This is a genomic window from Xanthobacter sp. 126 (assembly GCF_000526175.1).
In the GTDB taxonomy this organism is placed as follows: domain Bacteria; phylum Pseudomonadota; class Alphaproteobacteria; order Rhizobiales; family Xanthobacteraceae; genus Xanthobacter; species Xanthobacter aminoxidans.
The window spans coordinates 773753-800073 of the sequence record NZ_JAFO01000001.1 but is presented as its reverse complement, the minus strand read 5'-3'; the positions used below and the strand labels follow the sequence as shown (position 1 = coordinate 800073).

Genomic DNA, 26321 nt, shown 5'->3' with positions numbered 1-26321 from the left:
GGCGGTGCTCAAGGCCGACATTTCCCGAGGAAACGGCGGATTCGCAACCGCCGCGTGCCGAAACGGCAGCAGGGCGGCAGAGAGCTACCGCACAGGCGCGAAAGACCTCATTCCAGCCCGGCGATGGCCCGCGCGAAATCCCGCGCCGCGAACGGCTGGAGGTCGTCCTGCCCCTCGCCCACGCCGATGAGATGGATGGGCAGCTTGTGCTTCGCCGCGATGGCCACGAGGATGCCGCCCCGCGCCGTGCCGTCGAGCTTGGTCATGACGAGGCCGGTGACACCGGCAATGCGCGCGAACGCCTCCACCTGAGACAGCGCATTCTGGCCCACGGTGGCGTCGAGCACGAGGAGCACCGCGTGCGGGGCGGTGGGCTCCTGCTTCCTGATGACCCGCACCACCTTTTCCAGCTCCGCCATCAGCTCGGCGCGGTTCTGCAGACGCCCGGCGGTGTCGATCATCAATATGTCGGCGTTCTGGGCGCGCGCCTCGGTGATGGCGTCGTGGGCGACACCCGCCGCATCGGCGCCCTGCTCGCGGGCGATGACGGTGGCGCCGGTGCGTTCGCCCCACACCTTCAACTGCTCGATGGCGGCGGCGCGGAAGGTGTCGCCGGCGGCGAGCACCACCTTGCGGCCCTCGGCGCGCCACTGGGAGGCGAGCTTGCCGATGGTGGTGGTCTTGCCCGATCCGTTGACGCCCACCATCAGCAGGATGAACGGCTTGTGCGCGGTGTCCACCACCAGCGGCGTCGCCACCGGGGCGAGGATGCGCTCCACCTCGGCGGCGATGAGGCTCTTGACCTCCTCGGCCGAGATCATCTTGTCGTGCCGGCCGCGCCCCACGTCCTCGACGATGCGCATGGAGGTCTCGACGCCGAGATCAGCGCGGATCAGCACCTCCTCCAGCTCCTCCAGCGTCGCCGCATCAAGCTTGCGCTTGGAAACGAGGTCGGTGATGCCCTGGCCGAGGCTGGAGGCGGTGCGCGCGAGGCCGGAAGCGAGCCGGCTCCAGAAGCCCTTGCGCGGCTCCGGGGCCGGGGTTGCGGCGACGGGTTCGGACGACGGCGTGGGAAGCTCGGGCGCGGGGGCTTCGACCGGCTCAGGCTCAGTCGCTGTGACCGGCTCGGACTCAGCCTCGGCGACGGGCTCCGGCTCGACAGCGACCAGCGGAGCGGGTGCGACCGTCGGCTCGGGTTCGGCGGGCTCAAGCGCGGGTGCTTCGACGGGCGACGCGGCGACGGGCTCCGCAGGCTCCGCCGCAGCGCTCTCCACCGAGGCCGGCAACGGCACGTCCGGTGCGGGCGCGGCTTCCGCCGTATCGGGAACAGGCGCGTCGGGCGGCGGCGCAACCGGCGTTTCGGCCGCCGGCTCGCCCTTCAGCCAGCCCCAGAAGCCGCGCTTCTTCTTGTCGTTTCCGCCGTCCTGCTGGCTCATGCCCGAGATCCCATGAAATGCGTCACGCCGCGATGAGCCGCGCGCCGTCGTGCCCGGCGATCCTCAGATCGGCGAGGCTGCCGCGCACGGCCGCGCCGGAGAGGCGCACCGGGGTGAAATGTTCGGTATGTCCGCGCCCGCCCGCTTCCACCAGCACCGTGCGGCGCCGGCCGACTTCGGCCGACAGATGCCGGCGCAACAGCCCAGCCCCGGTCTCGCGCAGCCGCGCCGCGCGCTCGGCCACCAGCGCCGGGGCGAGTTGCGGCATGCGGGCCGCCGCCGTGCCCGGCCGGGCGGAAAAGGGGAAGGCGTGCAGGAAGACGAGGCCCGCCTCCTCGGCGAAGTCGCGCGTGGCGCGGGCCTGGGCCTCGGTCTCGGTCGGAAAGCCGGCGATGATGTCGGCGCCCAGCACCACATCCGGCCGCGCCTGCCGCAACGCGGCGATGAACGCCAGCGCCTCGGCCCGGCTGTGGCGGCGCTTCATGCGTTTCAGGATGAGGTCGTCGCCGGACTGGAGCGAGAGGTGCAGATGCGGCATCAGCCGCTCTTCCTCGGCAAGGGCGCGCATCAGCTCCCGATCCGCCTCCACCGCGTCGATGGAAGAGAGGCGCAGGCGCTTCAGCTCCGGCACACGGGCGAGCACCGCCCGCACCAGCCGCCCGAGGGTCGGCGCGCCGGGGAGGTCGGCACCATAGGCGGTGAGATCGACGCCGGTGAGCACCACCTCCGCGTGACCGCTCTCTACCAGCCGCGCCACCTGCGCCACCACCGCGCCCATGGGCACGCTGCGCGAGGGGCCTCGCCCGAACGGGATGATGCAGAAGGTGCAGCGATGATCGCAACCGTTCTGCACCTCCACGAAGGCGCGGGTGTGCCCCTCGAAGCGGTCGGCGAGATGGGGTGTCGCCGCGCGCACGGTGGAGATGTCCTGCACCCGCACCTTCTGCTCGGCGGAGACGCCAAAATCGAGAGCGTGGCGCGCGTCGGCCCAGCTCGCGGCCGAGACCTTCTCCCCATTGCCGAGCACGAGGTCCACCTCGTCCATGGCGGCGAAGGTGCCGGGCTCGGTCTGGGCGGCGCATCCGGTGACGACGATGCGCAAAGACGGATCGCGGCGGCGGGAGCGTCGGATGGCCTGGCGCGCCTGCCGCACAGCTTCCGCCGTCACCGCGCAGGTGTTCACGATGAAGGCACGCTCCAGCCCGGCAGCCGTGGCGGCGCGGGCGATGCCGTCGCCTTCCAGCGCGTTGAGGCGGCAGCCGAAATTGACCACCTCCACGCCAGCCTCAACCCCGGCGTCCGCCATCAGGCGGCCTCCCCCAGCATGGCGGGGGTGAGGGTGCCGGCGAACTCATGCTCCACGGGGCCGGTCATCAGCACATGGCCCTCGCTCTCGCGCCATTCGATCTCCAGCGGCCCGCCGGGCAGCATCACCGTGACGGCCCGGCCGGTGCGCCCTGTGCGAACGGCGGCGACACCGGTGGCGCAGGCGGCGGTGCCGCAGGCCCGCGTGCGGCCGGCGCCGCGTTCCCAGACATGCAGCAGGATGCGGTCCGGCGCGGCGAGGCTGGCGAAGGAGATGTTTGCCCGCTCGGGAAAGAGCGGATGATGCTCCAGCGCGGCGCCCAGGCCCTCCACGTCCATGACGTCGGCATCGTCGACGAAGAAAATGGCGTGGGGGTTGCCCATGCTCACCATCACCGCCGGCCCCAGGCTCTCGAAGCCGGGCACGAGGACGGAAGCGGTATCACCCACGTCTTGAGCCAGCGGAATGTCGCGCCAGCTGAGGCGGGGGGCGCCCATGTCCACCTTCACCTGCCCATCCGGGCGCACGGTGCAATCGAGCAGCCCCGCCTCGCTCTCGAACAGGACGTGGGGCGTGCCGGTGCGCTCGGCTTCCAGCGCGGCGATGCAGCGGGTGCCGTTGCCGCAGGCGGCGGAAAGCGAGCCGTCATTGTTGAGGATGCGCACGAAGGCGGCGGTGTCGTCGCGGCGCGGGGGATAGAGCACCATGGCCTGATCGAACGGCAGCACGGAGGGCCGCGCCAGCGCCCGCGCGGCGGCGGGCGGCACCTCCACCGGATCGGCGCGCAGGTCGAGGACGAGGATCTCGTTGCCGAGACCGTTCATCTTCACGAAGGGGCGGTGGCTGAGCGGGTTCACGGGCGTCCGGGCTGTCCTGAAAGGTCTTTGCCCTATATGGCGCCGTTCCGTCCATCACACCACCCCTGCGCCGCCCGCAACCCGCCGCAATCACGCCGAACTGCGCCATGAGAACATGCTAGACAGAGTGCGTCGCGGCCCTTCGGCCCGCGGGAGGATGGACGATGACGGGCGTTTGGGGGACGAGGCTCGGACGGGCGGCGGTTGTTTTCGGGCTCATGATGGCGCTGGCGGCTCCCGCGGTCGCGCAGGCGCCGAAGGATGCGCCGCAGAAGGACGCCCCGCAGAAGGGGCAGGACACGCTGACCCCGCCGCCGGTGGTGGACCCGAAGAAGGTGGAAACGACGCCCGTCACACCCGGCGCGCCCGCCGCATCCACCTTTGCGCCGGACGAACTGACGCTGTCGCCCGTGCCGGTGCTCACGCTCTCCGGCTCGTCTTCGTGGGAAGACGCCTATGACAAGCTGGTGGAGGCCGTCCGCAAGGCCGACACCGAGCTGAAGCGGCTGGGCCTGACCCGGGCCGGCCAAGTGTTCGTCATGTACACCACCAGCGACGACCGCGGCTTCGACTATGAGGTGCAGGTGCCCTTCTCGGGCACCACCACGCAGAAGCCGGCGGAGCCCATGAAGCTCGGCGGCTCCTTCGCGGGCAAGGTGCTGCGGTTCGTCCATACCGGCTCGTTCGGCGACATGGACAACACCTACGAGCAGATCGCCAATTATCTCGACGAAAAGAACGTCGAGCAGAACGACCTCTACATCGAGCGTTACCGCACCGATCTCCTGACAGCTTCGCCCGAGGCGCTGGAGATCGAAATCCTCGTGCCCCTGCCCTGAGCAGACACCCCGAGAAAATAGAGCAACATCAAGGAACGACGGCGCCCGCGGATCTAACCTAGGGTCAAAGCGCCGCCACAAGGAGGGCCGCATGGGTGGCATATCCGTAAGAAACTGCGTCAAGGGGCGAACGGGAAACCTCTCGCGCATCGCACTCGCGGCGGTGTTCGGCTGGTCCACCATCTATCCCGCCCTCGCCCAGACCCCGCCTCCCGGCCCGCAGGGCGCCCAGGGCTATCCGCAGGGGGCGCCTCCGGCCGTCCAGCCCGGCGCCGTCCCGCCGCCGCAGGGCCAGCCGCTGCCGCCGCCCCAGCCGGGCGATCAGGTGCAGCCGGCCTATTCGCTCAGCGAGCTCGAATATCTGCTCGGCCCGGTGGCGCTCTACCCGGACCCGCTGCTCGCCATCCTGTTCCCGGCGACCCTGTTCCCGGAACAGCTGGTGGAAGCCTACAACTGGATCGTCGCCAATCCCGGCCCGGTGCAGGAGCGCAACTTCACCGCCGTGGATGCCTTCAACTGGGATTCCTCGGTGAAGGCGCTGGTCCGCTTTCCGGACGTGGTCACGCTCCTCCATGAGCACATGGAATGGTCGGAATCCCTCGGCCTCGCCTTCTCGACCCAGCCGCAGGACGTCTCCAACACCATCCAGATGCTGCGCGCCAAGGCGCAGGCCGTCGGCAACCTGCAGACGACGCCGCAGCAGGTGGTGACGACGCAGGAGGTGCCTGCCAGCAGCGGCGGCAGTGGCCCCGCGCGCACCATCTACATCCAGCCGGCGGATCCCGAGCGGATCTACGTGCCGGCCTATGACAGCTCGGAGGTGTTCACCACCTTCGCCACCGGTGCCCTGGCGTTCGGCGCCGGCGTGCTGGTCGGCTCCTACTGGAACAACAATTGGGGCTGGAACAACCGGCCGTGGAATTCGGTGTGGGTCGTGCCGCCGCGCTGGGTGCGCCCGCCCTACTGGGGTCCGGGCTGGGGTGGCCGTCCGCCGGCATGGGGTCCGGGACCGTGGGTTCCCGGCCGTCCCGGCTTCCCGCCGCCGGTCCGTCCCGGCTGGCCGGGTGGCCCCGGAGGTCCCGGTCGTCCGGGCTGGCCCGGTGGTCCTGGCGGTCCTGGTGGTCCTGGCGGTCCTGGTGGTCCTGGTGGCCCCGGCGGTCCCGGTTGGCCGGGTGGACCGGGTGGACCCGGTCGTCCTGGCTGGCCTGGCGGACCCGGAGGACCTGGTGGTCCCGGCCGTCCCGGAATGCCCGGATATCCGGGTGGACCGGGCGTCGGTCCCGGCCGGCCCGGTATGCCGCTTGTTCCCGGAGCCCCCGGCCGTCCCGGCACGCCCGGCTATCCCGGTGGACCCGGCGTCGGACCCGGCCGTCCCGGTATGCCGCTAGTTCCCGGGGCCCCCGGCCGTCCGGGCTATCCCGGGGGTCCGGGCCGTCCCGGAACGCCCGGCTATCCCGGTGGACCCGGCGTTGGTCCCGGCCGTCCCGGTATGCCCGTCGTTCCCGGCACGCCTGGCCGTCCGGGCTATCCCGGAGCGGGACCGGGGCGTCCCGGATATCCCGGTACACCCGGCGTCGGCCCCGGCCGTCCCGGTCGCCCCGGTATGCCCGGCAATATCCCCGGCCAGCCCGGCGGCCCTGGCGTGGGTCCGGGCCGTCCCGGTTATCCCGGCACTCCCGGCGTCGGACCCGGTCGTCCGGGCCGTCCGGGCCAGCCCAGTGTTCCGGGTGCGGGACCGAACCGTCCCGGTTATCCGAATGCCGGCCCGAACCGGCCCGGCTATCCGAACGCGGGTCCCAACCGGCCCAACCGGCCGTCGGTCCAGCCGAACCGGCCGGCCAACCGGCCCGCCAATGTGCGGCCGCAGAACCGGCCGCAGCAGGTTCGCCCGCAGCAGCGGCCCCAGCAGATGCGCCCCCAGCAAAGGCCGCAGCAGTACCGTCCGCAACAGCGGCCTCAGCAGATGAGGCCACAGCAGCGGCCCCAGCAGATGCGTCCGCAACAGATGCGCCCACAGCAGCGGGCCATGCCGCAGCAGCATCGGGCGGCGCCGCAGAACCGGCCGCGTCCCGGCCAGCGCTGAGGCAGACGACCGACCCTCCCGCCCGGCTTCGGCCGGGCGGTTTGTTTCAGCGCCGCCGAAGACGGGGCAGAGCCCTTTCCTTCGGCGCGCGAATCTCCTTCACTGGAAGCGTTGGGCCCGCGGTTGCGCCGCGGTTCCTCGTGAGACCGGCCCCGTTCCGCCGGCCATCGCGGAGGGTTCAATGCCGCGACTGTTCACCGCCATCGAGATCCCCCCCGAGGTGGGGCTCGGCCTCTCCATGCTGCGAGGCGGGCTGTCCGGCGCGCGCTGGATCGATTCCGAGAACTATCACGTCACCCTGCGCTTCATCGGCGACGTGGACGACGCCACAGGCCGCGACATCATGCTGATGCTCGGGCAGGTGCGTCGCCCCGCCTTCGATATCGCGCTGGACGGGCTGGACCAGTTTGGCGGCCACAAGCCGCGCGCCGTGTTCGCTGCGGTGAAGGCCAATGCGGCGCTGATGGAACTGCAGGCCGAACAGGAGCGCATCATGCAGCGGCTTGGCCTCGGTGCCGAGCGCAACTACAAGCCCCACGTCACCCTCGCCCGGCTGCGCGACGCGTCCTCACGGCAGGTGGCAGATTACCTGGCCGCGCGCGGCTCCTTCCGCACCCCGCCATTTCATGTGCCGCGCTTCGTGCTGTTCTCCTCGCGGGATTCGGTGGGCGGCGGCCCCTACCTCGTCGAAGCGGCCTACCCTCTCCTGTAGGGCACCCCTCTGTAGGACGACCCGCCTCTTGCAGCGCTGTGCGCGGTCCCCATTTCATTGGCATGATCACGCACACGCTGAACCCCGACGATTTCGACCGCCTCTCGGGCGCCGAGCGGGACAAGGCCGCGCAAGACGAGGCCAGCGTCCGCAAGGGCTTCTGGAAGAAGATGCGCGGCGCCGCCCGCCACGTCCCCTTCGCTGAGGACGCGGTTGCGAGCTATTACGCCGCCTTCGACCGCGAGACGCCGCTGCGCGTGCGGGCGACGCTGCTCGGCGCGCTGGCCTATTTCGTCCTGCCGTTCGACATCGCGCCGGATTTCCTGCCGCTCGTGGGCTTCGGCGACGACGCCGCTGTGCTGATGGGCGCGCTTAAGCTGCTCTCCGGCCACGTGAAGCCGGAGCATTATGAAGCGGCCAAGGCAGCCCTCGATCCCGACCATCAGGCGAGCGGGGAGGATGGCCGCCCGGCCTGAGCTTCAGTCCGCCACGGTCAGCACCACCTTGCCCTTCACCCGGCGCCCGGAAATCTCGCCGAGGGCCTCGGCGCAGTGTTCCAGCGGGAAGGTCTTGTCCACGTGCGCGGAGATGCGCCCGTCCCGCGCATAGCCCATCAGTTCGGCCACCGCGTCGCGCAGCCAGCCGGGATTGGCCCGGGCATGGGTGCCGAAGGCGACGCCGCGCATGTCGCAATTCTTCACCAGCAGCAGGTTGAGCGGGATCTTCGGGATCTCGCCTGCGGCGAAGCCAACCACCAGGAAGCGGCCGAGCGAGCCCAGCGCGCGCAGGGCCTGCTCCGCCATGTCGCCGCCCACGGGGTCGTAGATCACGTCCAGCCCCTTCTCGCCGCCGAAGGCCTTGAGCGCGGCCTTGAGGTCACCGGAGGCATAGTCGAAGCCTTCGTCCGCGCCGTGCTCCAGGGCGAAGCGCACCTTATCCGGCGAGGAGGCACAGGCGATGATGCGGGCGCCGAGCACCCGGCCAAGTTCCACCGCCGCGAGGCCCACGCCGCCCGAGGCGCCGAGCACGGCGAGCCGCTCGCCCGCCTTCAGTTCGCCGCGGTCCCTGAGGGCGTAGAGCGCCGTGCCATAGGTGACGATAAGGCCGGCGGCCTTCACGAGGTCGAGGTCATCCGGCACCTTGGCCAGGAACTGGGCGGGTGCCGCGACATACGCGCGCGCCGCCCCGTAGGTCTGATAGCCGCACACCCGATCGCCCATGGCAAAGCCGGTCACGCCCTCGCCCAGCGCCGCCACATGGCCGGCATATTCCGCGCCAGGGGAGAAGGGCAGCTCGGGCTTCACCTGGTAGAGATCGCGGATGATGAGCGTGTCGAAGAAATTGAGGCCGATAGCCGCGACCTTCACCAGCACCTCGCCGGGACCGGGCACCGGCTGCGGCAGGTCGCGAATCTCGAGGGTTTCGGGGGCACCATGGCGCGCGCACACCACCGCTTTCATGAACGCTCCTTCTCTCCCGCGTGACGGGACCGGATTACCAAAAATTAACCCAAACGGGCGGAAGCACGGGGTAAATACGCCCTTCCGCGACGGCACCGGCCCCTTACGAACCCTGCGCCTTGCGCTTCACCGAGCGGCCGGACAGTCTCGCAAAGTCCCATGGCGCAACGAATCGGGCGAATTCGCACGTCCGGCGCATTGAGCGGAGCCGAGCCTTTGGGTTAGGAAAACGCAAGACCACCCCGCCATTTTTTTGACCGCCTGCCTCGCTACCCGACAGCCGGCGGCCAGCCTGAAGTCCGATTGCCTTAAAGGGCCCCAGCGATTTAGGAGAAGCCATGACGCTTCCTCGTGTCCATCCTGCACTCCTGGGCGTGTTCCTCGCCTGCGCCGCAGCCGTCCCGGCCGTCGCGCAGGGTCAGCCTCAGTCGAAAGCGGTGGCGCAGTTCGGCGACTGGAGCGTCTACGTCTCCACCTCCAGTCCGAAGGTCTGCTACGCCATCTCCCAGCCGAAGACCCGCGCGCCCGAGGGCCTGAAGCGCGATCCGGCCTATTTCTTCATCTCCACTCGTCCCGGTGAGAACGTGAAGAACGAAGTGACCGTCACCATGGGCTTCCCCCTGAAGGAGGGCTCGGACGCCACCCTGACGGTCGGCAACGCGACGCTCCAGCTCTACACCAAGGATCAGGGCGCCTGGGTGCGCAACGTGGCGGACGAATCCAAGCTCGTGGAAGCCATGAAGCGCGGCAAGGACCTCACGGTCGCCTCCACCTCCCTGCGCGGCAACGTGACCACCGACAAATATTCGCTGGTCGGCCTCGGCCAGGCCATCGATCGGGTGGCGCAGGAGTGCAAGTGAACGACGTCGGCTGAACGACGTGGGCTGAGCGGATGCCGCTGGGCGCGTTCAGGTGATGCGGAAGGGACGGGTCCAGCCCGTCCCGACAATCACCGTCCCGATCGTCACCGGCCGGGCAATCACCGCCCGGGAAGTTCCAGCACGCCGTTGGGGCTGAAGCGGTCGATGATGGCCGGCAGGTGCTTGGCCAGCAGTTCCGGCAGCATCTCCGGCTGGAGGCCCAGCCCGTTCGCGATGGCGGTGAGGGGTTCGGCGCCGAGCGCGTTGACGATCTCGTCCGCGCTCACCGGCACGTTGGGGCCGGTGGACAGCCAGCTCTCCACCTCGTGGGCAAGACCTGCCTCGTGCAGTTGCGCCAGCACGCCCTCGATGCTGCCATAGGGCGTCTTCGCCAGTGCGCCATCGAGGATGCCGGGAAGCGCCGAGGCCATGGGGCCACTGAGCAGCGTGTCGATGAGGGCGCCGGCGCCCTCCGGACCGGCGCGTCCGAGCATGTTGGAGAGCATGCTGCCCGCCATCTGATCGAACAGGCCCATCCCCATCTCCTCCTGCTGCGCTGCACGATGCGGCGCACTTCGGGTTGGTGTACCGGATCGCCCGAGCGGTGTCGATCTGGCGTGGATCGGTCACGAATGCCTGATCGCCTGCGGCTCCGCGCCGCTGGGACGGCGTGTGACCTATGCACGACGATCGTCAGCCGCTAACGGCTCGCAGGTGATGATCCCACTCCCTCTGTTCACGGCCCTCGCCCTCATGACCGCCGTCGCGGCCCTCGCCGTGCTGTGGCCGCTGTCGCGCGCCCGCACCATGAAGGCGACGCGGGAGGCGGACCTCGCGGTTTATCGCGACCAGCTGGCCGAGCTTGCCCGCGATGCCAAGTCCGGCCGCCTGCCCGCCGCCGAGGCGGAGGCCGCGCGCATCGAGGTCGCCCGGCGGATGCTGGCCGCCGACGCAGCGGCCGATGCCGCCGCCGCCGATCCTGCGGTCACCGGCCGGCGCCGGCGCGCGGCAGCCATCGTGGCGCTGGTCTTCGTGCCCGTCTGTGCCGCCGCGCTCTATGCTTTCATGGGCTCGCCCGGCATCCCCGGCGCGCCCCTCGCCGAGCGCCTGTCGGCGGCGCCGGATCGCAGCGACGTCGCGATCCTGGTGCGCCGCGTGGAGGAACACCTCCAAAAGAACCCCAATGACGGGCAGGGCTATGAAATCCTCGCCCCCATCTATCTGCGCCTTGGCCGGCCGGAGGATTCCGCCCGCGCCTACGGCGAAGCCATCCGCATCCTCGGCCCCACCGCCGAGCGCCTGTCGGCACGTGGCGACGCGCTTGTCGTGGCAGCGGACGGCCTCGTCACCGCAGACGCCGCCAAGGCCTTCGCCGCCGCGCTCGCGCTGAACCCGGATGAACCGCGCGCCGCCTATTTCCTCGGCCTCGCCGCCGAGCAGGACGGCCGCGCGCAGGATGCGGCGCGCATCTGGAGCGAGCTGCTTGCCCGCACGCCGGCTTCGGCTCCCTACCGGCCCGTGGTGGCGGAGGCGCTGGCCCGGGTCGGTGGCACGGCTCCGCCCGCAGCCGCTTCCCCTGCGACACCGGGTCCCGGTGCCGCCGATGTCAATGCGGCCGCCCAAATGTCGCCGCAGGACCGGAACGCCATGATACGTGGCATGGTGGACCGTCTCGCCGCCCGGCTCGACAAGGAGCCGAACGACATCGACGGCTGGGAGCGGCTGATCCGCGCCTACGGCGTGCTCGGCGACAAGGACAAGGCGGACGCCGCGCTCAAGACGGCGCGCGCCGCCTTCAAGGACGATCCGGCGGCCCTCGCCCGTCTCGACGCGGCGGAGAAGGCCCTGCCGACAGGAGGAAAAGGATGACGCGCAAGCAGCGCAGGCTGATCCTCATCGGCGCCGGGCTCGGCGTGCTCGCGCTCGCCGCCGGCCTCATCCTCTCGGCGCTCAACGACACCATCGTCTTCTTCCGCACCCCCACCGAGGTGGCGCAGAAGCAGGTGACGCCGGGCGCCCGCCTCAGACTCGGCGGACTGGTGGAGACCGGCAGTGTGGTGAAGGCAGGCACGCTCACCACCTTCTCCATCACCGACGGCAACGCCGCGGTGAAGGTCGCCTATCAGGGCATCCTGCCCGACCTGTTCCGCGAGGGTCAGGGTGTGGTGGCGGAAGGCGTGCTGCAGCCGGACGGCCAATTCAAGGCCGACAGCGTGCTCGCCAAGCACGACGAGAAATACATGCCGCGCGAGGTCGCCGACGCGCTGAAGCAGCAGGGTCTGTGGAAGGACGGCGCGCCCGCGCCGGGCGCAGCCTCCCCCTCCACCCGCCAGCCCGGGAGCTGAGGCATGATCGCCGAGATCGGACAATACGCCCTCGCTCTCGCCTTCGCGCTGGCCCTCGCGCAGGTGATCCTGCCCGGCTGGGGCGCGACGCGGGGCGACGCGGTGCTGATGGGGTCGGCAGGGCCGATCGCCCTCGCGCTGTTCGGCTTCGTCGCCTTCGCGTTCGGCGCGCTGGTACAGCTCTACGTCACCTCCGACTTCACGGTGGTGAACGTGGTGGAGAATTCCCACTCCCAGATGCCGCTCATCTACCGCGTGACCTCCACCTGGGGGAACCACGAAGGCTCCATGCTGCTGTGGGTCTTCGTGCTCGCCATCTTCGGCGCGCTGGTGGTGGTGTTCGGCGCCAACCTGCCGGACCGGCTCAAGGCGCTGGTGCTGTCGGTGCAGGGCGCCGTGGCGTCGGCCTTCCTCTCCTTCATCCTGTTCACCTCCAACCCGTTCGCGCGCATCGTGCCGCCGCCGGCCGAGGGGCGCAGCCTCAATCCCATCCTTCAGGACCCCGGCCTCGCCATCCACCCGCCGCTGCTCTATCTCGGCTATGTGGGGCTCTCCATCTCCTTCTCCTTCGCCATCGCGGCGCTGATCGAGGGGCGGATCGACGCCGCCTGGGCGCGCTGGGTGCGTCCGTGGACGCTGGCGGCCTGGGTGTTCCTCACGCTGGGCATCGCGGTCGGCTCCTACTGGGCCTATTACGAATTGGGCTGGGGCGGCTGGTGGTTCTGGGACCCGGTGGAGAACGCCTCGCTCATGCCGTGGCTCGCCGCCACAGCCCTGCTGCATTCCGCCGTGGTGATGGAGAAGCGCGACGCGCTGAAGGTGTGGACCATCCTCCTCGCCATCCTCGCCTTCTCGCTGTCGCTGGTGGGCACCTTCCTGGTGCGCTCGGGCGTTTTGACTTCGGTGCACGCCTTCGCCACCGATCCGGCGCGCGGCGTGTTCATCCTCGGCATCCTCACCTTCTTCATCGCCGGCGGGCTCGCGCTGTTCGCCTTCCGCGCCTCCGAACTGAAGCAGGGGGGCCTGTTCGCGCCCATCTCGCGGGAGGGGGCGCTGGTGTTCAACAACCTGTTCCTCACCGCCGCCACCGCCGCCGTACTGGTCGGCACGCTCTACCCGCTGGCGCTCGAAGCCTTCACCGGCGCCAAGATCACGGTCGGCCCGCCCTATTTCAACCTGGTGTTCGGCGGGCTGATGCTGCCCCTCGTCTTCGCCATGCCGTTCGGTCCCCTGCTCGCCTGGAAGCGCGGCGATATCCTGGGCGCGGCGCAGCGGCTGATGCTGGCCGCAGGGCTCGCCATCGTCGCGGCTGTGGTGACGGCGGCCGCGACCACCGGCGGGCCGGTGCTGGCGCCGCTGGCGGTGGGCCTTTCCGCCTTCATCATGCTCGGCGCGCTGACTGACCTTGCCGAACGCGCCGGCCTCGGACGGGTGGGGGCGAAGGTCGCTCTGGCCCGGCTCGCGGGCGTGCCCCGCTCGGCCTATGGCACGGCCATCGCCCATTTCGGCGTCGGCGTCTGCCTGCTCGGTATCGTCTGCGAGACCTCGTGGAGCCTTGAGAAGATCGCCGCGGTGAAGCTCGGCGACACCATCACCATCGGCTCGCGCACCCTCACCCTCGACCGGCTGGAGAACCGCACCGGCGCGAACTTCCGCGCCCGCACGGCCGTCTTCTCCATCCGCGACGGCGGTGTCCCTGAGGGCACCGTCGAGGCCTCCCGCCGCACCTTCGCCGCGCGGCAGATGGCGACCACCGAGGCGGGCCTGCGCACCTTCGGCTTCAGTCAGCTCTATGTGAGCATGGCCGAGGAAGCCGCCGACGGCCACGTCTCCGTGCGCGCCACCTTCAAGCCGTTCGTGACGCTCATCTGGCTCGGGGCGGTGGTGATGGCGCTGGGCGGCATGCTTTCCCTCGCCGATCGTCGCCTCCGGGTGGGTGCGCCCCGCCCCGCGGCGAAGAAGCAGCGGGCTGCCGTGGCACCGGCGGAGTGAACGGCATGGCACTGAACCTGCGCGCGCTCCTCCCGGCCCTCCTTCTCCTCCTCGTCCTCGGCGCCCCTGCCTTCGCCGTGCAGCCGGACGAGGTGCTGGGCGACCCAGTTCTGGAAAGCCGGGCCCGCACCATCTCGGCGGAACTGCGCTGCATGGTCTGCCAGAACCAGTCCATCGACGATTCCGACGCGCCGCTGGCGAAAGACCTGCGCATCATCGTGCGCGAGCGGCTGAAGGCGGGCGACAGCGACGGCCAGGTGCTGGACTTCATGGTGGCCCGCTACGGCGAGTTCGTGCTGCTCCGCCCGCGCATGTCCTGGCGCAACGCGCTTTTGTGGGGGGCGCCCATCCTTGTGCTGCTGCTGGGCGGCCTGGGTGCCATCCTCGCCATGCGCCGCCGCAGCGCCGCGCCCCCGGCGCCTCGCCTTTCGGCGGCCGAGGAGGCCCGGCTGAAGGCGCTGCTCGCCGAGGGCGACGGGGCCGGCCCGAACAAGCCCTGAGCCGAACGCGGGGCGGCCCCCGCATACTTCCCGTGGAAAGGTGGGCCGCGAGGGATTATGTGTGGCGCATGATGCCCACGCCTGAAGCCACGCCCGAACCCACGTTCACGCCTGAAACTGCCGTGCCGCCCATGGCCGGCGAAGCCGCGCCCGCTCTTTCGTCCACCTCTCCTGAAGCGGCACCGGCGCCCGCGTGCGCATCCCTTGTCGGCCTCGACCGGGACAAGCTTGGCGACGCGCTCGATGCGGTCGGGGTGAAGGGCTCGGATCGGCGCATGCGCGTGAACCAGCTCTGGCACTGGATCTATCTGCGCGGGGCCACCGAATTTGCGGAGATGACCAACGTCTCCAAGCACCTGCGCGCCCGGCTGGAGGAGGCCTATACCCTCGCCCGACCCGAGATCGTGGCCGAGCAGGTGTCGCAGGATGGCACCCGCAAGTGGCTGCTGCGCTTCCCGGCCGATCATCCCGGCGAGCGGCCCCACGACATCGAGACGGTCTACATCCCCGAGAGCGACCGCGGCACCCTGTGCGTCTCCTCGCAGGTGGGCTGCACCCTCAACTGCTCCTTCTGCCACACCGGCACCCAGCGCCTGGTGCGCAACCTCACCGCGGCAGAGATCGTGGCGCAGGTGATGGTCGCCCGTGACCGGCTGGGCGACTATCCCGGCCGCGAGCGCGCGGTTGGTCCGGGCCTGCCCACCGAGGGCGACCGGCTCGTCACCAACATCGTCTTCATGGGCATGGGCGAGCCGCTCTATGCCTATGACAGCGTGAAGGAAGCCATCGAGACCCTCTCGGACGGCGACGGCCTCGGCCTCGGCAAACGGCGCATCACCGTCTCCACCTCCGGCGTGGTGCCGGAGATCGAGCGGCTGGGCTCGGAAGTCGGCCCCATGCTTGCCATTTCCCTGCACGCCGTGCGCGACGATCTGCGGGACGTGCTGGTGCCCATCAACAAGAAGTACCCCATCAGGGAGCTGATGGAGGCCTGCCGCACCTACCCGGCTGCCTCCAACGCCAAGCGCATCACCTTCGAATACGTGATGCTGAAGGGCGTGAACGACTCGCCCGCCGACGCCCGCGCGCTGGTGAAGCTGCTGGAAGGCGTGCCGGCCAAGATCAACCTCATCCCGTTCAATCCCTGGCCCGGCACGCAGTATGAGTGCTCGGACTGGGAGACCATCGAGCGCTTCTCGGACATCGTGTTCCGCGCCGGCTATGCGAGCCCGGTGCGCACGCCGCGCGGACGCGACATCCTCGCCGCCTGCGGCCAGCTGAAGAGCGAGAGCGAGAAGCTCACCGCCCGCGAGCGCCTCGCCTATCGCGCCATGATGGCCCAGGCAGAGGATTAGCCCCCACCCCTTTCTGGAGACGCGTGCCATGCTCGACCATGTGGGGATCTCGGTTCACGACGTGGCGCACTCCCGCGCCTTCTACCTCGCGGCGCTGGCCCCCCTCGGCTACGGCATCCTCATGGAGGTGAGCCCGCCGGGCGGGCATCACTATATCGGCTTCGGCGTTGTCGGCTCCGGCAAGCCGGATTTCTGGATCGGCGATGCGCCGGTCGCCACCGGACACCTGCATCTCGCCTTCACAGCCAAGGACCGCGCGGTAGTGGATGCCTTCTACGCCGCCGCCATCGCAGCCGGTGCGCGGGACAATGGCGCACCGGGCCTGCGCCCGCACTATCATCCCAATTATTACGGGGCTTTCGTGTTCGACCCGGACGGGCTCAACGTGGAAGCCGTCTGCCACATGCCCGAGACCGCCTGAGCCCATGGACAACCTGGTCCGCCTGCTGCTGCGCTTCGTTCTGGTACCGCTCGGCTATTTCGCGTCGGTGATCGCCGGGGCGTGCGTGATCCTCATCGGCGAATGGCGCATCGGTACGCTGTTCAGCGCCGACGATCCCAATGTACGGGCGTGGGGCATCATCATCGCCATCGTCACCACGGTGGTGGTGCTGTTCCTGCTGCTGATGCTCATGTGGCTGGTGGCGGCGGTGGGCATCCTGTTCTCGGAGGCCTTCGCCATCCGCTCGTGGATGTTCCACGTGGCCAACGGCGTGGTCTCGGCCTGGATCGGCGCCCAGCTCTTCTCGCCCAGCGATGGCGCACCGGCGGTGGCGGGCGATCCCTTCTACGTGGTGGCGGCGGGCCTTGCCGGCGGGCTCGCCTATTGGCTGGTGGCGGGCTCCACGGCCGGCTTCTTCAAGCCCATCCTGCGCTCGCCCGCCGAGCGGGCCGGCACCCTGCCCCCGCCGCCCCGCCGGCCGGACCTGTCGCCGCCGTCCCCTGAGTCGCCCCCCAGATGAGCCCCGCCGCCGACGATCCCGGTGCGGTCCGGCGCACGGGTCGTCTGGCGTTGGCCTATCTCGCGTCCGTCCTCGTCACCGTAAGCCTGCTGCCGCTTGTCAGCGCCGCCATGGACCGCGTGGTGCCCGCGCCCGGCGGGTCCGAGGGGCTGGCGCTGTATTATGGCGTGGCGATCGCGTCCGCCGGCTTCGCCTATCTGCTCGCCGCCGTGTGCGGACTTGCGCCGACGTTGGTGTGGATGGCCATCTCGGAGCGGAAAAGCCTGCGTCACCCGCTGGCTCATGTGGCGGCAGGCGCGATCTGGGCCGCGGCAGGCTGGCTGGGCTTCTCCCTCGTCACCGATTCTCTCGGCGATCCGCTGCTGGCGCGGGTGACGATGGACCTCCTCATCGCCGGTGCCGGCGGCGGCCTTGCCTATTGGGCCGTGGCCGGGCGCAGCGCGGGCGGCGGCTCGCCCCCTCGCTGAGGAATGCACCCACGACGAAAAACCGCGGACGTTGCCGTCCGCGGTTCAAAACGTCTCGGAGAGCCGAAAGCTCAAGCCGCGGCAGCGGCCGCGACGGCCTTGGCGATCTGGCGCTTGAGGTCGAGGGCGACGGGAGACAGCTCCTCGTCGCGGGCCTTGGCGAGGAAGGCGTCGAGGCCACCGCGGTGATCCACGCTCTTCAGCGCATTGGCGCTGACGCGCAGGCGCACGGAACGCTTCAGCGTCTCGCTCTCCAGCGTCACGTTGCACAGGTTCGGCAGGAACCGGCGCTTGGTCTTGCGGTTCGAGTGGCTCACGAGGTTGCCGCTCTGAACCCCCTTGCCGGTCAGGTCACACCGCCGGGACATGGCGAAAGTCCTTTTTTCTTCGTATGGCGCGGGGAACGCGTCGGGGCCAGAAGACCCGCGTGCACTCACCCGCTCTATCGGGAAGCGGCTCGTATAGGGGGAGAGGGGGAGCCAGTCAAGGTGCGGAGCATATTGCGCCCGCCCGCCCCCTGCTGTGAGAATGACGTTACGGTCAGGCTCGACGGGGAACAAGGGTCGGGCTTCACGGCCGGGATGGGGGGTTTCATGAAGTTCGGAAACTGGCTGTTCGCCGCCGCTCTGTCGACGGCGGGGATTTTCTGCGCGGGCCAGGCAAGCGCGCAGGGCAGGTTCATCGTCAACCAGCTCTCGGGCAAGTGCATCGATGTCTCGGGTGCGCCCGGCGTCAAGAACGGCTCCCCGCTGATCCTTTATACCTGTGAGTTCTCCGCGCTGAACCCCAACGGGTCGCCCACCGACCAGATGTGGGAAATCCTGCCCCAGGGCTTCATCCGCAACGCCCTCTCCGGCAAGTGCATCGACGTGCCCGGCGCCCCCGGCATCAAGGCCGGCACGGCGCTGATCCTTTATGATTGCGAGATGTCGGGTAAGAACCCCAACGGCTCGACCACCGACCAGCAGTGGCAGTTCACCAAGGAGGGTTTGATCCGCCACAAGCTGTCCGGCCTCTGCCTCGACGTGAAGGGTGCGCCTGCCTCCAACAACGGCGCGCGCCTCCAGCTTGCGACGTGCGAGGTGGCCGGAGGGCCGTCCGACCAATACTGGCGCCTGAAGTAGGGCGCCTCACCCCGGCATCAGCACGCCCCTGCCCTTCTGCGCCGCTTCGGCGATGAAGTCGGCGGCCACGCGGATGCGGGCGAGGTCGCGCGTGTCGGCGTGGGTGAGGAGCCAGAAGGTGCGCGTGAGGCCCACCTCCGTGGGCAGGATGGGCACCAGCCCTTCCGGCCCCTCGCCCGCGAACAGGTCGGCCATGAAGCAGGGCAGCACGCACACGCCGGCGCCCGCGCGCGTCGCCGTCATCTGGGCGACGAGGCTGGAGCTTTTCAGCCGTACCCTGAGGTCCTTGGCCACCAGCGGCACGTAGTCCAGCTCGGGCGCATAGATCAGGTCATCCACATAGCCGATGAAGCGGTGGCGCTGGAGCGCGGCGCGGCTGTCGATGGCGCCGTGCCTCTCCAGATAGGCGCGGGCGGCATAGAGGCCGAGCCGGTAGTCCGTGAGCTTTCTCGCATGCAGCCGCCCCTCCTTCGGCCGGGACAGCGAGATGGCGATGTCCGCCTCGCGCTTCGACAGGGAGAACAGGCGCGGCATGGCGAGGAGCTGGATGTCCAGCTCCGGGTGCAGATCCGAAAGCGCCCCGATGCGCGGGGCGAGGAAGAAGGTGCCGAAGCCATCCGGCGCCCCGATCCGAACCGTGCCGGAGACGCCGAGGTCCGATCCGGCGATCTCGCCCTGCGCCGAGAGCGCCAGCGTCTCCATGCCCTCGGCGGCGGCGAGCAGGCGATCCCCCGCGGCGGTCAGCGCATAGCCATGGGGGCGCCGGTCGAACAGCTTCGCCCCCAGCGCCGTCTCCAGCGCGGCGATGCGCCGGCTCACGGTGGAGTGCTCCACCTTCAGCCGCGCCGCCGCCACCGTGAGCCGCCCGGCCCGCGCCACCGCGAGGAAGAAGGTGAGGTCGGACCACTCGAAATCGCCGCCGGGCATGGCTCTCAGGACTGTGAAAGGGCGCACATCAATGGTGCGGAGATTGCCGTAGCTGTGCACAAAAAGATAGGGCAGTGTGCCGGCCAACGAACGTCGTCCCAAAACGGCGTCCCTCGTCTGGAAACGTTTTTCCCAAGAAGGAACCGCATCATGCGCGAGATTGGCCATTTCATCGGCGGCAAGCACGTTGCCGGCACGTCCGGGCGCTTCGCCGACGTCTACCAGCCCATGACGGGCGAGGTGATCGGCCATGTGGCGCTTGCCTCCAAGGATGAGCTCGCTGCCGCCGTCGCCAATGCCAAGGCCGCGCAGCCCGCCTGGGCCGCCACCAATCCCCAGCGCCGCGCCCGCGTGCTGATGAAGTTCCTGGAGCTGGTCCACCGCGACTATGACCTGTTGGCGGACCTGCTCGCCCGCGAGCATGGCAAGACCGTCCCCGACGCCCGCGGCGACATCCAGCGCGGCCTGGAGGTGATCGAGTTCGCCATCGGCATCCCGCACCTGATGAAGGGCGACTTCTCCGACAGCGCCGGCCCGGGCATCGACATCTATTCCATGCGCCAGGCGCTGGGCGTGGTGGCCGGCATCACCCCGTTCAACTTCCCGGCCATGATCCCCATGTGGAAGTTCGGCCCGGCCATCGCCTGCGGCAACGCCTTCATCCTGAAGCCGTCCGAGCGTGATCCCGGCGTGCCCATGCACCTCGCCGAGCTGATGCTGGAGGCGGGCCTGCCCCCCGGCATCCTCAATGTGGTGAACGGCGACAAGGAGGCCGTGGACGGCCTTCTCGACCATCCTGATGTGCAGGCCATCGGCTTCGTGGGCTCCTCGGCCATCGCCCAGTACATCTATGCCCGCGGCGCGGCCAACGGGAAGCGCATCCAGGGCTTCGGCGGCGCCAAGAACCACATGATCATCATGCCCGACGCGGACATGGACCAGGCCGTGGACGCCCTCATCGGCGCCGGCTACGGCTCCGCCGGCGAGCGCTGCATGGCCATTTCGGTGGCGGTGCCGGTGGGCGAGGATGCCGCCGAGCGCCTGCTGGAAAAGCTGGTGCCCCGTGTCGAGAACCTCAAGATCGGCCCCTCCACCGACGGCTCCGCCGATTTCGGCCCCCTCGTCACCCGCGAGGCGGTGGATCGCGTTCGGAACTACGTGGACATCGGCCTTCAGGAAGGCGCGAAGCTGCTGGTGGATGGCCGCGGCTTCAAGATGCAGGGCTATGAGAACGGCTTCTACATGGGCGGCTGCCTGTTCGACCATGTGACCGCCGACATGCGCATCTACAAGGAAGAGATCTTCGGCCCCGTGCTCTCCGTGGTGCGCGCGCCGGACTACAAGGAGGCCCTGCGGCTTCCCACCGAGCACGAATACGGCAACGGCGTCGCCATCTTCACCCGCGACGGCGATGCCGCTCGCGATTTCGCCTCCAAGGTGAACGTGGGCATGGTGGGCATCAACGTGCCGATCCCGGTGCCGCTCGCCTACCACACCTTCGGCGGCTGGAAGCGCTCCGGCTTCGGCGACCTGAACCAGCACGGCCCGGACGGCGTGCGCTTCTACACCAAGACCAAAACCGTCACGTCCCGCTGGCCCTCGGGCATCAAGGACGGCGCGGACTTCGTCATCCCCACCATGGGCTGAGGCTTCGGCCCGCTTCTTCCATCTGAGCGATTGTGCTATCATTTTTGATAGCACAATCCTCGGCAGGAGCGGACCATGGCTCAGATATTGGTGCGCAACATTCCCGACGAGACCCTCAACGTCTATCGGGAGCGGGCGAAGCGGAACGGCATCTCGCTGGAGCAGGAAATCCGCAACCTGCTGGAGCGCAACCGGCCGTACACGCCGGAGGAGCGGGTGGCGGTGTCACGTTACTTCCGGTCCCGCACCAAGCCCTCGCCTCCGCTGACGCTGGATGAAATCCGCGAGGGGTCGAAATGAGCCGTTTCGTGGTGGATGCCTCCATCGCGATCAAATGGTTCTTCGACGAGGGGGATCAGCTTGAGGCGGAGGCTCTTGCCGCCTCCGGAGCTGTGTTGCTGGCACCGGAGCTCATACAGACCGAGGTCGCCAATGCTTTATGGAAGAAACGGCGGATCGGAGCGGTAACGGTGACTGAAGCGGTCGACATCTGCGCGCAGGTGCCAGCCTTCTTCCAGCGGCTGTTTCCGGTCGAGCCTCTGCTTCCCTCTGCAATCGAGCTTTCGTTCAGGCTCGATCATGCCATCTATGACTGCATCTATCTCAGCCTCGCCCGCGAAACCGACTGCCCCTTCCTGACCGCCGATGGCCGTTTTGCCCGCAAGGCGGCGGGTGAGAAGGACCTGCCGCCCATCCTCCCCCTCTCCGACTGGCGCTCCTGACATGTTCACGCTCTCCGAGGACCAGATCGCCATCCGCGACATGGCCCGCGATTTCGCCAATGTTGAGATCGCGCCCTATGCCGTGGAATGGGACGAGAAGAAGCACTTCCCCGTCGAGCAGCTGCGCGCAGCCGCCGCTCTCGGCATGGGCGGCATCTATGTGCGCGAGGACGTGGGCGGCTCCGGCCTGTCGCGCCTCGATGCGGCGCTCATCTTCGAGCAGCTCGCCACAGGCTGCCCCGGCACCTCGGCCTATCTGTCGATCCACAACATGTCGACCTGGATGATCGACCGCTTCGGCGACGACGCCCAACGGAGGAAGTGGGTGCCGCGCCTCGCCTCGATGGAGCACTTCGCCTCTTACTGCCTCACCGAGCCCGGCGCGGGATCGGACGCGGCGGCGCTGAAGACCAAGGCGGTGCGAAACGGCGACCATTACATCGTCGACGGTCAGAAGCAGTTCATCTCCGGCGCAGGCTCCGCCGACATCTATGTCGTGATGGTGCGCACCGGCGGCGACGGGCCGAAGGGCATCTCCACCCTCGTCATCGAGGCGGGGGCGCCGGGCCTCTCCTTCGGCGCCAACGAGCGCAAGATGGGCTGGAACGTGCAGCCCACCCGCACCGTCACCTTCGAGGGCGTGCGCGTGCCGGTGGAGAACCGGCTGGGCGAGGAGGGCGAGGGCTTCAGGATCGCCATGGCCGGGCTCGACGGCGGCCGGCTGAATATCGGCGCCTGCTCGCTGGGCGGGGCGCAGGCGGCGCTGGAGAAGGCGCTCTCCTACATGCGCGAGCGCAAGGCCTTCGGAAAGCGCCTGGACGAGTTCCAGGCGCTGCAGTTCCGCCTCGCCGACATGGCGACCGAGCTGGAGGCTGCGCGCACCTTCCTCTGGCGCGCCGCCGCCGCGCTGGATGCCAAGGCGCCGGATGCCACCCAGCTCTGCGCCATGGCCAAGCGCATCGCCACCGATCGCGGCTTCGAGGTGGCCAACGACGCGCTCCAGATGCACGGGGGCTACGGCTATCTCGCCGACTACGGCATCGAGAAGATCGTGCGCGATCTCAGGGTCCACCAGATCCTGGAGGGCACCAACGAGATCATGCGCCTCATCGTCGCCCGCGCGCTGATCGCGCAGGGGAACTGAAGGGCGCGTCTCACGCGCGGAGTCTCACGCGCTGCCGTCATGCCCGGGCTTGTCCCGGGCATCCACGTGGACAGGCCGGGCACCCCGTCTGCGGTCCGTGCAGGCGGCACGACGTGGATGGCCGGGACAAGCCCGCCCATGACGACAGCGCAAACGATCAAAAGCCGCACCGGCGGCAGCCAATTTTGGAGGAACCATCATGGCCACCATCGCATTCATCGGCCTCGGCAACATGGGCGGCCCGATGGCCGCCAACCTCGTGAAGGCGGGACACACCGTCTCGGGCTTCGACCTCGTGCCCGCCGCGCTGGAGGCGGCGAAGGCCAAGGGCGTCGCCATCGCCGACAGCGCCAAGGCGGCGGTGGCGTCCGCCGATGCGGTCGTCACCATGCTGCCCTCCGGCAAGCATGTGGTGGGCGCCGCCACCGGCGCGGACGGCCTGTTCGCGGCGGCAAGGCCCGGCACGCTCTTCATCGACTCTTCCACCATCGACGTCGCCTCCGCCCGTGCCTTCCACGAGGCGGCCAAGGCGGCGGGTCACGCGAGCGTGGATGCCCCCGTCTCCGGCGGCGTCGGCGGGGCGGAAGCGGGCACGCTGACCTTCATGGTGGGCGGCACGGATGAGGCATTCGCAGCCGCGAAGCCCATCCTGGAGCTGATGGGAAAGAAGATCGTCCATTGCGGCGGAGCCGGCGCGGGACAGGCGGCGAAGATCTGCAACAACATGATCCTCGGCATCTCCATGATCGCGGCGTCCGAGGCCTTCGTGCTGGCCGAGAAGCTCGGCCTCTCCCATCAGGCGCTGTTCGACGTGGCCTCCACGTCTTCCGGTCAGTGCTGGTCCATCAACACCTATTGCCCCGTGCCCGGCCCGGTGCCGACCAGCCCCGCCAATCGCAACTACCAGCCGGGATTTGCCGCCGCGCTGATGCTGAAAGACCTGAAGCTCTCGCAGGAAGCCGCCGAAACGGCCGGCGCCGCGACCGCGCTGGGCGCCGCAGCGACCGCCCTCTACACCGCCTTCGCGGCCGAGGGGAACGAGGGCAAGGACTTCTCCGGCATCATCGAGTGGATCCGCACGCGGGCGGACGAGACCTGATCCCGAGCGATCGAAGCACAGACATGAAAAAGGCCCGCCGCAGGATGCGCGCGGGCCTTTTTTTATTTGGCCGAAGGCCTACCGAACCGGCAGCAGCGGCAGCCCGTAGACATTGGGCTCGCGCTGGGAGGGCTGCACCCACCAGAACAGCAGCACGAAGAAGCCGAACGGGATGAACAGGATCAGGAACCACCAGCCGGTGCGGCCGATATCGTGCAGCCGCCGCACGGCCACCGCCAGCGAGGGCAGGATCAGGCCGAGGTGGACGACGGTCGAAAGCCAGTTGGGTCCGGCAAAGAAATACCACGCGTCGATCTGGCCACCGCTGACCTGCGTCGCGGTGATGGACCCGGCGAGCAGCATGGTGCCGATGACGAAGGCCGCGATCTCCATCAGCAGGGTAAACACCCAGAACCACCAGAATTCGCTGCGGGGCGCCCGTCCCTGAAAGCCGGCATATTGGCTGAGGCAGCTGCGAACGGCTTGCGTGAATGTCATGGCCCCCTCCTCGCGCACCGTGACCCTGCGGCTGCGTCGGGCTACCTATAGCGGAAGCGTCCATGCGCGGCCAACCGGGCCGGCGGTCGCCGGGCCGGAGCCGCGGGGGACTTCATGGAACTGATCTTTGCGCTGCTCGTCGGCGTGGCCGTGCTGGCGCTGGCCATAGTGGTCGCCCGCAGGTTCAAGGCGTTTCACCGGAAAGCACTCGCAAGCGTCGCCGCCGGCAGCCAAGTGGCTACACTACCAATCGGCGACGTGGAATACGCCGACCGGGGCGACGGGCCGGCGCTGCTCTCCGTCCATGGTGCGGGCGGCGGGTTCGACCATGGCCTGTTCTTCGCCGACGAACTGATGGGCGGCGGCTTCCGCCTCATCTCGCCCTCGCGCTTCGGCTATCTGCGCACCGGCACGCCCGCCGCAGCAGTGGATGCGCCGGACGGCGGCATCGCCGCGCAGGCGGATGCCCACGCCGCGCTGCTCGACCATCTCGGCCTCGACAAGGTGATCGTGATGGGCCTGTCGGCGGGCGCGCGGTCGGCGGCGGCGCTGGCCGTGCGCCATCCGGAGAAGGTGCGGGCGCTGGTGCTGCTGGTGCCGGCGCTCGACGCGCCGCACAGCCCGGTGGCCACCGACCCCACCGGAGGCAGTCGGCTCGCCTTCGCCATCGTGAAGGCCGGGGGCGATTTCTTCTGGTGGCTCATAGGCGCCCTCGGCCCCTCGATGGTGATCCGCTTCGTGGGCGTGCGGCCGGCGCTCCTCGCTCAAGCGGGCGAGCAGGAACGCGCCCGCGTGCTGAAGATCGCCGCCGCCATCGCGCCGGTGTCCGAGCGCGCCGCCGGCATCCGGCTCGACAGCGCCTGCCCGCACCCGGTGTTGCCGCTGGAGCGCATCACGGCGCCCACCCTCATCGTCTCGGCCCGGGATGATCTCTTCAACACGTTGCCAGCGGCGGAGGTGGCGGCGGCGCGCATCCCCGACGCGCGGCTCATTGCCTACCACACCGGCGGCCATCTGCTGGTGGGGCGGGCCGCGCAGACGCGCGCGGCGGTGCGCGCATTTCTCGATGAAGTCGCGCCGTGATGAGAATCTGGAGGCAGGGGATGGATGGTAGCAGCGGGTGGATTTGAACCACCGACCTCCGGGTTATGAATCCGGCGCTCTCACCGACTGAGCTACGCTGCCACAACACATCCGACGCAAGTTGCGTCAGGAGACGCGCATATAGAGGCGGGGCCACGCGGGTGTCAAGAATCCCCGCGCGCCCTGTGAACAGAAGGCTTGTGGGCAGAAGTTGCAGCCGAAAGGCTCAGGCCGCCTTCTTCTTGATGCGCACCATCTTGAAGAAGCCCACCGGGAAGACGGGAGCGATGCTCACCACTTCCATGTCGGGGTACTTGGCCGCCCAGTTGCGCAGGCGGCTGGCCTTGAAGGCGATGCTCCAGCCGACCTTCTTGACCAGCGGCGCCAGCGCCGCCTCGATGTGCATGGTCGCGCCTTCGTCCGCGCCGAGCTTGGAGGCGATGACGATCTCGCCGCCCGGCCGCAGCACCCGGTACATCTCGTCCAGCGCGCCTTCCGGATCGGGCACCAGCGTGATGACGAAGGGCACGGTGACGGCGTCGAAGCTGTGGTCGGCGAAGCCGAGCTTGCAGGCGTCCATGGCGCAGAGCAGGCCCACCTGCTTCAGGCCGCGCTCCACCTTCTTCTCCACCGCCTTCTGCAGCATGTGGAAGGACAGGTCGATGCCGGTGACGCGACAGCCGGCGGGGTAATAGGGCAGCACCAGCCCGGTGCCGACGCCCACTTCCAGAATGTCAGGACCACAGGTGGCGGCGGCAGCGGAGGTCTTGCGCTGGGCGTCCGCCAGCAGCTTCACATAGACCTTGTCGTAGATGGGCGCCCACTTGGCATAGGCCTTCTTCTGGCCTTCGAGATCGTACTGAACCGCCATTGTGCCGTCTCTCCCGCCCCAAGTCCCGAGGG

Annotated in this window: 29 protein-coding genes and 1 tRNA gene; 20 read left to right on the top strand and 10 right to left on the bottom strand. The window is 69.3% G+C overall.

Features of this window, described 5'->3' with window-relative positions:
* Positions 1–107: 107 nt before the first annotated feature.
* Genes ftsY through dapF form a run of 3 tightly spaced genes read right to left on the bottom strand, consistent with a single transcriptional unit; the run spans position 108 to position 3599 of the window.
* Positions 108–1436: a signal recognition particle-docking protein FtsY gene (ftsY, locus tag XAN126_RS0103690; RefSeq protein WP_024277252.1), complete on the bottom strand. Its 1329-nt coding sequence runs from the start codon at positions 1434–1436 to the stop codon at positions 108–110.
* Between the two features lie 22 nt (positions 1437–1458).
* Positions 1459–2742: a tRNA (N(6)-L-threonylcarbamoyladenosine(37)-C(2))-methylthiotransferase MtaB gene (gene mtaB / locus XAN126_RS0103685; RefSeq protein ID WP_029876678.1), complete on the bottom strand. Its 1284-nt coding sequence runs from the start codon at positions 2740–2742 to the stop codon at positions 1459–1461.
* Positions 2742–3599, bottom strand: a complete 858-nt coding sequence (dapF, locus tag XAN126_RS0103680; protein WP_024277250.1) for a diaminopimelate epimerase — start codon at positions 3597–3599, stop codon at positions 2742–2744. Before dapF ends, mtaB begins: the two co-directional genes overlap by 1 nt.
* Before the next feature lie 164 nt (positions 3600–3763).
* Here dapF and XAN126_RS0103675 point away from each other — a divergent pair, with 164 nt between their 5' ends.
* From XAN126_RS0103675 to XAN126_RS0103650, 4 genes are all read left to right on the top strand, one after another.
* Positions 3764–4438 carry a GyrI-like domain-containing protein gene (locus XAN126_RS0103675; RefSeq protein WP_081762507.1) on the top strand — a complete coding sequence of 225 codons (675 nt, stop codon included), beginning with the start codon at positions 3764–3766 and terminating at the stop codon, positions 4436–4438.
* 91 nt (positions 4439–4529) lie between these two features.
* Positions 4530–6521 (top strand): DUF3300 domain-containing protein, encoded by a 1992-nt coding sequence (locus XAN126_RS29230; RefSeq protein WP_081762506.1) that lies wholly within the window; start codon positions 4530–4532, stop codon positions 6519–6521.
* A gap of 181 nt (positions 6522–6702) precedes the next feature.
* Complete coding sequence (gene thpR, locus XAN126_RS0103655; protein ID WP_024277245.1) at positions 6703–7233, top strand: RNA 2',3'-cyclic phosphodiesterase; 531 nt, start codon at positions 6703–6705, stop codon at positions 7231–7233.
* A gap of 62 nt (positions 7234–7295) precedes the next feature.
* Positions 7296–7709, top strand: coding sequence for a YkvA family protein (locus XAN126_RS0103650; RefSeq protein WP_038225611.1), 414 nt, complete (start codon positions 7296–7298; stop codon positions 7707–7709).
* Positions 7710–7712: 3 nt separating this feature from the next.
* On the opposite strand, the gene XAN126_RS0103645 is transcribed toward XAN126_RS0103650, so the two are convergent.
* A complete protein-coding gene (locus tag XAN126_RS0103645; RefSeq protein ID WP_024277243.1) occupies positions 7713–8693 on the bottom strand; it encodes an NADPH:quinone oxidoreductase family protein in 981 nt (326 codons plus the stop codon).
* Between the two features lie 338 nt (positions 8694–9031).
* On the opposite strand from XAN126_RS0103645, the gene XAN126_RS0103640 reads away from it, so the two are divergent.
* A complete protein-coding gene (locus XAN126_RS0103640; protein WP_024277242.1) occupies positions 9032–9553 on the top strand; it encodes an invasion associated locus B family protein in 522 nt (173 codons plus the stop codon).
* A gap of 119 nt (positions 9554–9672) precedes the next feature.
* Here the strand turns inward: XAN126_RS0103640 and XAN126_RS0103635 are convergent, their stop codons facing one another.
* Positions 9673–10089, bottom strand: coding sequence for a YidB family protein (locus XAN126_RS0103635; protein WP_024277241.1), 417 nt, complete (start codon positions 10087–10089; stop codon positions 9673–9675).
* Positions 10090–10270: 181 nt separating this feature from the next.
* Between XAN126_RS0103635 and ccmI the strand changes: the two genes are divergently transcribed.
* From ccmI to XAN126_RS26800, 8 genes are all read left to right on the top strand, one after another.
* A complete protein-coding gene (ccmI, locus tag XAN126_RS0103630) occupies positions 10271–11422 on the top strand; it encodes a c-type cytochrome biogenesis protein CcmI (RefSeq protein WP_024277240.1) in 1152 nt (383 codons plus the stop codon).
* The gene (gene ccmE / locus XAN126_RS0103625; RefSeq protein WP_024277239.1) at positions 11419–11898 is read left to right on the top strand and encodes a cytochrome c maturation protein CcmE; all 480 of its coding nucleotides are present in this window, start codon (positions 11419–11421) and stop codon (positions 11896–11898) included. The genes ccmI and ccmE overlap by 4 nt, the downstream gene beginning before the upstream one ends.
* 3 nt (positions 11899–11901) lie before the next feature.
* Positions 11902–13890, top strand: coding sequence for a heme lyase CcmF/NrfE family subunit (locus tag XAN126_RS0103620; RefSeq protein WP_024277238.1), 1989 nt, complete (start codon positions 11902–11904; stop codon positions 13888–13890).
* A gap of 5 nt (positions 13891–13895) precedes the next feature.
* Positions 13896–14390, top strand: a complete 495-nt coding sequence (locus XAN126_RS0103615) for a cytochrome c-type biogenesis protein (protein WP_038224969.1) — start codon at positions 13896–13898, stop codon at positions 14388–14390.
* 131 nt (positions 14391–14521) lie between these two features.
* Positions 14522–15745: a 23S rRNA (adenine(2503)-C(2))-methyltransferase RlmN gene (rlmN, locus tag XAN126_RS0103610; protein ID WP_029876675.1), complete on the top strand. Its 1224-nt coding sequence runs from the start codon at positions 14522–14524 to the stop codon at positions 15743–15745.
* Between the two features lie 28 nt (positions 15746–15773).
* Complete coding sequence (locus XAN126_RS0103605) at positions 15774–16166, top strand: VOC family protein (protein WP_024277235.1); 393 nt, start codon at positions 15774–15776, stop codon at positions 16164–16166.
* 4 nt (positions 16167–16170) lie between these two features.
* Positions 16171–16707 (top strand): hypothetical protein, encoded by a 537-nt coding sequence (locus tag XAN126_RS0103600; protein WP_024277234.1) that lies wholly within the window; start codon positions 16171–16173, stop codon positions 16705–16707.
* Positions 16704–17174, top strand: a complete 471-nt coding sequence (locus XAN126_RS26800; protein ID WP_024277233.1) for a hypothetical protein — start codon at positions 16704–16706, stop codon at positions 17172–17174. Before XAN126_RS0103600 ends, XAN126_RS26800 begins: the two co-directional genes overlap by 4 nt.
* Positions 17175–17245: 71 nt before the next feature.
* On the opposite strand, the gene rpmB is transcribed toward XAN126_RS26800, so the two are convergent.
* On the bottom strand, positions 17246–17542 hold the full coding sequence (rpmB, locus tag XAN126_RS0103590) for a 50S ribosomal protein L28 (RefSeq protein WP_024277232.1): 297 nt from the start codon (positions 17540–17542) through the stop codon (positions 17246–17248).
* 225 nt (positions 17543–17767) lie between these two features.
* Between rpmB and XAN126_RS0103585 the strand changes: the two genes are divergently transcribed.
* On the top strand, positions 17768–18298 hold the full coding sequence (locus tag XAN126_RS0103585; RefSeq protein WP_024277231.1) for an RICIN domain-containing protein: 531 nt from the start codon (positions 17768–17770) through the stop codon (positions 18296–18298).
* 6 nt (positions 18299–18304) lie between these two features.
* Here XAN126_RS0103585 and XAN126_RS0103580 read toward each other — a convergent pair whose 3' ends face one another.
* Positions 18305–19225, bottom strand: a complete 921-nt coding sequence (locus XAN126_RS0103580; protein ID WP_024277230.1) for a LysR family transcriptional regulator — start codon at positions 19223–19225, stop codon at positions 18305–18307.
* Positions 19226–19375: 150 nt separating this feature from the next.
* On the opposite strand from XAN126_RS0103580, the gene XAN126_RS0103575 reads away from it, so the two are divergent.
* The 5 genes from XAN126_RS0103575 (at position 19376) to mmsB (ending at position 23837) form a co-directional block, all read left to right on the top strand.
* Complete coding sequence (locus tag XAN126_RS0103575) at positions 19376–20872, top strand: CoA-acylating methylmalonate-semialdehyde dehydrogenase (RefSeq protein WP_024277229.1); 1497 nt, start codon at positions 19376–19378, stop codon at positions 20870–20872.
* 75 nt (positions 20873–20947) lie between these two features.
* A complete protein-coding gene (locus XAN126_RS0103570) occupies positions 20948–21172 on the top strand; it encodes a hypothetical protein (protein WP_024277228.1) in 225 nt (74 codons plus the stop codon).
* A complete protein-coding gene (locus XAN126_RS0103565) occupies positions 21169–21594 on the top strand; it encodes a type II toxin-antitoxin system VapC family toxin (protein WP_024277227.1) in 426 nt (141 codons plus the stop codon). Before XAN126_RS0103570 ends, XAN126_RS0103565 begins: the two co-directional genes overlap by 4 nt.
* Position 21595: 1 nt before the next feature.
* Entirely contained in the window at positions 21596–22738 is a 1143-nt protein-coding gene (locus XAN126_RS0103560; protein WP_024277226.1) for an isobutyryl-CoA dehydrogenase, read from the top strand.
* 199 nt (positions 22739–22937) lie between these two features.
* The gene (mmsB, locus tag XAN126_RS0103555; protein WP_024277225.1) at positions 22938–23837 is read left to right on the top strand and encodes a 3-hydroxyisobutyrate dehydrogenase; all 900 of its coding nucleotides are present in this window, start codon (positions 22938–22940) and stop codon (positions 23835–23837) included.
* A gap of 78 nt (positions 23838–23915) precedes the next feature.
* On the opposite strand, the gene XAN126_RS0103550 is transcribed toward mmsB, so the two are convergent.
* The gene (locus tag XAN126_RS0103550) at positions 23916–24335 is read right to left on the bottom strand and encodes a DUF805 domain-containing protein (protein ID WP_024277224.1); all 420 of its coding nucleotides are present in this window, start codon (positions 24333–24335) and stop codon (positions 23916–23918) included.
* A gap of 114 nt (positions 24336–24449) precedes the next feature.
* Between XAN126_RS0103550 and XAN126_RS0103545 the strand changes: the two genes are divergently transcribed.
* Entirely contained in the window at positions 24450–25418 is a 969-nt protein-coding gene (locus XAN126_RS0103545; protein ID WP_051460536.1) for an alpha/beta hydrolase, read from the top strand.
* A 25-nt stretch (positions 25419–25443) separates the two neighbouring features.
* On the opposite strand, the gene XAN126_RS0103540 is transcribed toward XAN126_RS0103545, so the two are convergent.
* Positions 25444–25520, bottom strand: a tRNA-Met gene (locus XAN126_RS0103540).
* A 124-nt stretch (positions 25521–25644) separates the two neighbouring features.
* Complete coding sequence (locus XAN126_RS0103535; RefSeq protein WP_024277222.1) at positions 25645–26289, bottom strand: class I SAM-dependent methyltransferase; 645 nt, start codon at positions 26287–26289, stop codon at positions 25645–25647.
* Positions 26290–26321: the final 32 nt, after the last annotated feature.